Origin of the sequence: Kineococcus siccus (assembly GCF_009906795.1) — a bacterium.
GTDB lineage: Bacteria > Actinomycetota > Actinomycetes > Actinomycetales > Kineococcaceae > Kineococcus > Kineococcus siccus.
Genome location: NZ_JAAALN010000032.1, coordinates 1 through 6,901, shown reverse-complemented (window position 1 = coordinate 6,901; position 6,901 = coordinate 1). Strand labels below are relative to the sequence as shown.

The following is a 6,901-nucleotide window of genomic DNA, read 5'->3' as shown; positions in this document are numbered from 1 at the left end:
GCCGGCGGCCCGCGCGTCAGGCGATCGGGTAGCGGGCGCGCCAGCGCTCGTCGGCCCCGGCCCCCCACGTGCCGTTCGCGTTGCGACGGCCCTCGCGGGCCAGGTCGCGGCCGAGCTGGTCGAGGACGTAGGCCAGGTCGAGGCTCGTGACGACGCGCCGCGGCAGCGCGTCGACCCCGTGGACGGCACCGAGGAACGCCCCCGTGACCGTCGTGACGGGCGCCGGGACCGGGGCGCGGCGGGCGAGCCGCAGCGCGCGCGGCACCTCGCTGGGCCCGGGGTGGGACAGCAGGCAGTAGACCGCGCCCCACAGCGCGGACGGGCTGGAGCCGTCGGGGGCGCCCCCGGTCAGGCGGTCGAGCTGTCCGGGGTCCTTCTGCGCGGTGCGGACGGCGTCGTCGACGACGGCCACCGTCGCGACGTCGGCGCCGTGCACCACCGCGGAGGAGAGCCCGGCACCGACGGCCTGCGCGGCGTCGCCCGTGGTCAGCGCGTAGGCCGCGACCAGGGACGCCACGGCCGCGGGGAACCAGGTGCCCGGCCCGTGGGTGACGGCCGCCGACTCCGCGGCCAGCACGGCCGCGAGGCCGTCCTCGCGCACGTTGAGGGTGGCCAGCGGCAGGGCCCGGGCCAGGGCGTGCCACCCGGAGCTAGTGGTGACGGGACCGTCGAGCCCCCCACCCGTCCCGGTCGCGAGCGCGCGCGCCGTCGACCCGGCGGGGCCGCGGTCCTCCGCGAGCAGCGGTACCCCGCCCAGCCACCCCTCGTCCGGGGCCGGGGGCGCGTCGGGGGCGCAGCGGCGGCGCCACCAGCGCCGGTAGGCGTCGCGCAGCTCGCGCGGCGGGTCGGCCTCGTGCCCGGCGAGCCAGTGCACGGAGCAGCGGACGGCGGCGTCGGCCGTCGCGCAGGCCAGCTGGGTCACGACGCCGTGGCGCAGGACGCCGGACGGCACGCCGGGGCCGGAGCGGCCGACGACCTCGCCCACGGCGAGGCCGAGCAGCAGGCCGCGGACGCGGGACTCGTCGAGCGTGCTCACGCGACCCCCTCCCGCGTCCGGCGAGATCACCATCCTCACCGACCCGGGACCGGATCGGCGGGAGGCCGAGCCTCCACCGGGAGGTGTCGGAGGCGCCGGCGCGCGGCTGGACCTCCGGACCCGCGCGTCACCCGTTCAGCACCGGGACCCGCCGCGCGCCCGGCTCAGGCGTCGGGCGCGAGCTTCCCGCGCAGGACGCTGTCCGAGGAGTGGGCGGGGTCGCCGTCGAGGGGCTCCCGCGAGACGTCGACGGTCGCGAACCGGCCGAGGTCGACGTCCGCGGGCAGCGGCACGGTGAGGGAGTCGCCCACGAGGCTCCCGACGGCGAGCAGGCCACCGTCGGCGTCGAGCAGCCACACCTCGAGCACGCCGCTCGGCGGGGCGGACACGCCCTGCACCGAGACGTCGAGCTCGCGGTGCCCGTCGACGTCGCGGACCGTCGCGCTGCCCCGGCCCGTGGAGGCGACCGGTGCGAGCACGGCGCTCGCCACCGCGGGAGCGGGCGGGACGGGCGTGGGCTCGTCACCCGGCAGGGCGCCCACGACACCGGCGCCCAGGCCGGCCCCGACGAGGAGGGCCGCGGCGACCGGCAGCCAGCGCAGCCGGGGACGGGCGGCCCGCCCGGGGGCGGCGGGGACGCCGTCTGCGAGGCCGTCGGAGCCGGCGACCACCGAGAGGTCCGGCCGCGGCGGGCCACCCACGAGGCCGGCCTCGCGGCGGACCGCCTCCCACGTCCCCGCGGGCAGCGGCACGGGGGCCACCTCCTCGCCGTCGCGGACGGTCGTGACGAGGGCGCGCCAGCGGTCGGTCTCGGCGCGGCAGGCCGCGCAGGTGAGCAGGTGCGGCTCGGCGGCGAGGCCCGGGGACTCGCCGAGCGCGGCGAGCACGGCCTCCTCGTCGGTGAGGTGGGAGCCGGTGGCGGAGGCCTCAGAGGGAGTCACGCGTCGCCTCCAACCGGTCTCGCAGCCGCCGCAGCGACCGTCGCACGTGGCTCTTCACGGTACCGACCGGGAGGTCGGTCCGCTCCGCGATCTGGACGTGCGTGAGGTCGTCGAAGAACGCCATCCGCAGGACCGTGCGCTGCGGTTCCCCGAGCCGCTCCAGCTCGGCCAGCAGGACGATCCGGTCGGCGGCGGCGTCCGCGCCGTCCGCGACGGCGGGTTCCGGGACGGCGTCGTCGACGCCGGCGAGCTCCCGGGTGCGGTGCCGGGCCGTGAGGGCGTCGGCGATGCGGTGGCGGGCGATGCCCACCAGCCACCCGGGCAGCGCGCGTTCCGGGTCGTAGCGGTCCCGCGAACGCCAGGCGCCCACGAACACCGCCTGGACGACGTCCTGCGCGTCGGCCTCGGGCAGCCGGCGCAGGGCGAGTGAGTGCACGAGCGGCGCCCACCGGGAGAACGCCTCGGCGAACGCGTCCTCGTCACCCCGCGCGAACGCGCGACCGAGGAACTCGTCGTCGGCGTCCAGGAGAGCGCTCGCCGCCCGGTCCGGGACGTGGTCGTCCTCGCGTGCGGGCACGACGCGGAGGGCCACGGGCAGCACGGTACGGGTCGACGCCGACGGCGCCAACCGCCCGTCGCTCACCCGACCGGTTCTGCGGTCACCACGAGGTTCTCCTCGTAGCTGCGGGTCCGCTCGTCGAAGCGCCCCGAACACGTGACGAGGACCAGCTGCGGGGGGCCTCCGCGGCGGAAGACGGTGTCCACCGGGAGGGCCTGCTTGGGGAAGGACTCACGCGCGGTCACCGCGAACTCGCGGACGGAACCGTCCTCGAGCGTGACGGCGACCCGGTCGCCGGGGGCGGCCCGTTCCAGTGCGAAGAACGCGCCGGGCCCGTCCTCCACGGTGTCCACGTGGCCCGCGAACACCGAGGTGCCCGGACCACCCGGGACGGCCGACCACCGGTACCACCCGATGTCGTCACCGTCGCGCGGGATCTCGAGCAACCCGTCCTCGTCGACGCCCACCGCCAGGACGGGGGCCGCGATCTCGAGGGCCGGCAGGTCGATCGACCGGGGGGCGAGGACGACGGGCGGCGGAGGTACTGCGGCGGACCGCGTTCCGACGAGGGGGGCGGGAACCCCCACCGCCGCCGGGTCCTCGACGGCGGTGGGGGTCGTCGGAGGGAGCGGGGTGGCGGCCACCGCGGTGGTCGCCGGGGCCGCCACCCGCCCCGCGTCGGCGGGCGGCCGGGCCGACCACCACGCGAGGACGAGCACGAGCCCGGTCACGGCGAGCGCGAGGGCCACGACGGCCTCGCGCCGCCACGACGGGTTCACCGACCCGCGGTGACCCTGGTGCGCGCCCGCAGGACGGTCGCGCCCGCACCCGCGAGGAGGAGGACGCCGGCGCCGGCGACCCACGGGGAGACACCGTCGGCCAGACCGGCCTCACCGGAGGGGACACCGCCGGGGGCGGAACCGTCACCGTTGATGGTCTGGGTGGCCAGCATGAGGTTCCCGGCCTCGGCAGAACCCCAGGCGTAGACGATGGTCTCGGCGCCCTCGGCCAGGGTCAGGTCGGCCGGGCCGATGGCGACGGTGCTGGTGCCCGCCAGGACGACGTCGGCGCTGACCGTTCCGGCCGGGACCGTGACGCTGGCCTCGTTCGGGTTCGTCAGGCCGGACAGGACGGCGGTGCCGCCGGCGCGCACGTCGACGGCCGGGGCCGCGGCCGTGTGCCGCACGGTGAGTTCCGCCTCACCGGCCGCGAGGTCGGCGGGAGAGTTCACGAACGGCGTCAGGGTGGGTGCACCGGTCGCGGAGAGGTGCGCGACGACGGTGATGTTCGCGCCCCCGGGAACCGTCACGTCGTTCGCGGAGATGGCGGGCTGCGCCGTCGCGGGATCCGCACCGGCGGGGAAGACCGCGAGGTCGTAGCTGCCGGCGGGCAGCTGCAGCGGGTCGGTCAGGGTTCCGGGCGTGAAGTCGCCGACGACCTCGTTGCCGTTGGCGTACACGTCGACCGGGAGGTCGGGCACGGCGTGCAGGATCGAGACGGTGGCGTTCCCGGTGCCGGCGGCTCCGGCCGTGGCGGGGGCGGCGAGGGCGACGAGGGGGACGGCCACGAGAGCGGCGACGACAGGGATCTTGCGCACGGTTTCTCTCCTCGAGTTCGCGGGTCGGGGGGTGACCCGTTCACTCCTGCTTCTCCGGGCAGGGCCCGCGCGGATGCACCTGCCGGGGAGGAGTTCGCGGACGGCGCCGTCGAACTCCCCCGCCTCAGCCCGGGGAACTCCCCGTCACGACCTCGCGGCGGGAGTCCGTGACCCACTCCGACCACGACCCGGGGAAGAGGACGCCGTCGGTGCCGGCCACCGCGAGGGCCAGGAGTTCGTGGGCCGCGGTGACGCCGCTGCCGCAGTAGACACCCACCTCGCGGCCGTCGGCGCCGAGCGCGGTGAAGCGGGCCCGCAGCGCCTGCGCCGGGAGGAACCTGCCGTCGGGGCCGAGGTTCGCGGCGGTGGGCGCACTGACCGCACCGGGCACGTGCCCGGCGACCGGGTCGACGGGTTCCACCTCCCCGCGGTAGCGCTCGCCGGCCCGCGCGTCGAGGAGGAGACCGGACCGGGCCAGCGCGGCCGCCGCCTGCGCGTCGAGGACGGGCAGCGCGCCGGCCCGCAGGACCACGTCCCCGGGCGCGGGGGACGGCTCCGCCGTGCTGACCTCACCCCGGGCCTCGATCCACGCGGCCAGCCCGCCGTCGAGCACCGCGACGTCGGTCAGCCCCGCCCAGCGCAGGACCCACCACCCGCGGGCCGCGCTCGTCGCGTCGCGCGCGTCGTAGACGACGACCGAGCTCGTGCGGCCGACACCGGCGGCCCGCAGCACCCGCTGCAGCGCCGCGACGTCCGGCAGGGGGTGACGCCCGGACGTCGGTGTCCGCGGTGCGGCGAGCTCGGTGTCGAGGTCGACGAAGACGGCGCCGGGCAGGTGCCCGCGGTCGTAGTCGCCGCGGCCGGGCGGTCCGCCGAGGCTCCAGCGCACGTCGAGCAGCACGGGTGGGTGGTCGCCGGCGCAGCGCTCGCGCAGCTCGTGGGCGGAGACGAGGGGGGAGCCGGGTGTCGGCGGACCGGGGGGCACGGCAGCAGTCTGCCGTCCCGTCACCGCGCGTGGGCGAGCGCGGACGCCTCGGCGTCGGCGTACTCGTCCGCCGCGAACGTCGTCCGCAGCGCGAGGTCCGCCAGCTGCGCGGACGTCGTGGCGACACCGTCGGCGAGGGTGGCGACGAAGGCGTCGGCCGCCGTCCGCGCCCGGCCGCTCGCCCAGGTCCCGACCGCCGGGCGCTGGCCGTGCAGACCTGCGGCGAGCCGGCCCACCGCACCGGCCGCGTCCTGCAGCTGCCGCGCCGTAGCCGTGAGCTCCTCCGTCCGGACCGCGAGCCTCACGCCGGCGCCACGGCGTCGAAGGTGTCCATCCGCCAGAGAACGCGCCGGAGCCACCCCTCGGTGTCGGCGGGGACGACGGCCCCGCCGAGGCGCAGCACGGCGCGCGGGACGTCGCCGTGGGCGAGGAGCCGGACGACCTCGTCGCGCCACCGGGCCAGCGTCGCGGGCGACTCACCGGACAGCAGAGCCCGCTGCGCGGGCCACGGACGGACGTCCAGACGGGGGGTGCCGGGCCCGAACCAGCCGGCGAGCACCGACGCGGCCACGGGGTAGCGGCTGCGCAGGCCGTCGTCGAGCGGGACCTCGGGGTAGGCGTCCAGGACGACGACGTCGCCGTCCGGGCCCCGCCGCAGGACGACGGCCACGGCGGCCGCGGCGACGTCCAGCTCCGGCCCGCTCGTCGTCACGGTCCCGACCGTGCGCCCCACCTCGGCCCAGACGTGCCCGCGTGTGGGGCCGGTGGGGTCGGACCGCCAGCGCTCGACGTCCTCGGCCTGTCGGTCGAGCACCTCCTCGACGAGGCCGGACACGTCGGCCGCGTCGTCGAAGTCGCCCGTGCGCACGACGTCCGGCGCTGAGACGTCGACCGCGGCCACCGGCCCGGCCTGGGCGGCGGCCGCCGCGAGGTGGGCACCGAACCAGGCCGACCACGCGGACCACGACGCGCCCTCCACGGGCGGCAGGTCGGAGCCGGTGACGGCCGCCAGGAGCTCACGCGCGACGTGCCCCTGGTCCGAGCCACCGGTGAGCGCCCCCCACTGCCGCGCCGCCAGCCCGGCCCGCGCAGGGTCGGCAGCCAGCGCGTGGTCCAGCGCCTGCCGGGGGTCGAGCCAGTCCTCGACCGCGTCCTCGCGGAACCGCGTCAGGACCTGCAGCAGGTCCCAGGCGTCCTCGAGGAGGGGGAGGTCGTCCGGGGAGGACGCGCGCACCACCGGGGAGGACGTCGACAGGTCCATCCGGACGACGGCGCAGGAGACGGCCCGGGGCTCGATCTCCGACCCGGCGCGGACGAAGAGCGTGCCGGCCGCCGGCGGCACCGGGGCGCGGAACTCCACCGACGCCTCACCCCGGGCGGCCGCCGCGCGCAACCGCTCCTCGTGGTGCCGCAGGGTCTGCGTCGTCCAGCGGTTCGCAGCGGTCGCGTCCGTCCACCGGGACGCGCGGGAGACCGGGGGCAGGTCGAGGGCGGGGCGCCGCTCGGAGAACGTCATGCGAGGACGCTAGCGAGCGGTGCCGGCGTCGTGGGGGGCTCGTCCACACCCCCACCCCGCAGGCCCCGGCCAGGACACGAAAAAAAGGGGTGCGGGGGTGGGTGACCCGTCACGGGTCACCCACCCCACACCCCACACGTTGAGCGGTCCGGCGGTGTCCTACTCTCCCACTCAGTCTCCCGAGCAGTACCATCGGCGCTGGCAGGCTTAGCTTCCGGGTTCGGAATGAGACCGGGCGTTTCCCCACCGCTATGACCACCGGACCAC

The 6,901-nt window shown here is 77.6% G+C and carries 8 protein-coding genes and 1 rRNA gene; all 9 read right to left on the bottom strand.

All coding sequences use genetic code 11. The features are described 5' to 3' along the window. Positions 1 to 16: 16 nt before the first annotated feature. The 9 genes from GTR02_RS06135 to rrf all read right to left on the bottom strand — a co-directional run bounded on the left by GTR02_RS06135 (position 17) and on the right by rrf (position 6,897). Complete coding sequence (locus GTR02_RS06135) at positions 17 to 1,036, bottom strand: ADP-ribosylglycohydrolase family protein (RefSeq protein WP_166606595.1); 1,020 nt, start codon at positions 1,034 to 1,036, stop codon at positions 17 to 19. Between the two features lie 164 nt (positions 1,037 to 1,200). Next, a complete protein-coding gene (locus tag GTR02_RS06130; RefSeq protein ID WP_166606594.1) occupies positions 1,201 to 1,977 on the bottom strand; it encodes an anti-sigma factor domain-containing protein in 777 nt (258 codons plus the stop codon). After that, positions 1,964 to 2,569 carry a sigma-70 family RNA polymerase sigma factor gene (locus tag GTR02_RS06125; RefSeq protein ID WP_205708739.1) on the bottom strand — a complete coding sequence of 202 codons (606 nt, stop codon included), beginning with the start codon at positions 2,567 to 2,569 and terminating at the stop codon, positions 1,964 to 1,966. Before GTR02_RS06125 ends, GTR02_RS06130 begins: the two co-directional genes overlap by 14 nt. A gap of 47 nt (positions 2,570 to 2,616) precedes the next feature. Beyond that, on the bottom strand, positions 2,617 to 3,315 hold the full coding sequence (locus tag GTR02_RS24210) for a sortase domain-containing protein (protein WP_166606592.1): 699 nt from the start codon (positions 3,313 to 3,315) through the stop codon (positions 2,617 to 2,619). Beyond that, on the bottom strand, positions 3,312 to 4,133 hold the full coding sequence (locus GTR02_RS06115; protein WP_166606591.1) for a DUF4397 domain-containing protein: 822 nt from the start codon (positions 4,131 to 4,133) through the stop codon (positions 3,312 to 3,314). The genes GTR02_RS24210 and GTR02_RS06115 overlap by 4 nt, the downstream gene beginning before the upstream one ends. Positions 4,134 to 4,257: 124 nt before the next feature. Then, positions 4,258 to 5,118, bottom strand: a complete 861-nt coding sequence (locus tag GTR02_RS06110) for a sulfurtransferase (RefSeq protein ID WP_338073618.1) — start codon at positions 5,116 to 5,118, stop codon at positions 4,258 to 4,260. 20 nt (positions 5,119 to 5,138) lie between these two features. After that, positions 5,139 to 5,423: a hypothetical protein gene (locus GTR02_RS22375; protein WP_205708738.1), complete on the bottom strand. Its 285-nt coding sequence runs from the start codon at positions 5,421 to 5,423 to the stop codon at positions 5,139 to 5,141. Further along, positions 5,420 to 6,634, bottom strand: a complete 1,215-nt coding sequence (locus tag GTR02_RS06105; protein ID WP_166606590.1) for a hypothetical protein — start codon at positions 6,632 to 6,634, stop codon at positions 5,420 to 5,422. Before GTR02_RS06105 ends, GTR02_RS22375 begins: the two co-directional genes overlap by 4 nt. 146 nt (positions 6,635 to 6,780) lie before the next feature. Beyond that, positions 6,781 to 6,897: ribosomal RNA gene (gene rrf, locus GTR02_RS06100) — 5S ribosomal RNA — on the bottom strand. Positions 6,898 to 6,901: the final 4 nt, after the last annotated feature.

Coding starts and splice junctions, on each gene's coding strand:
- GTR02_RS06105 (WP_166606590.1), bottom strand. CDS start 6,634: ATGACGTTCTCCGAGCGGCGCCCCGCCCTCGACCTGCCCCCGGTCTCC.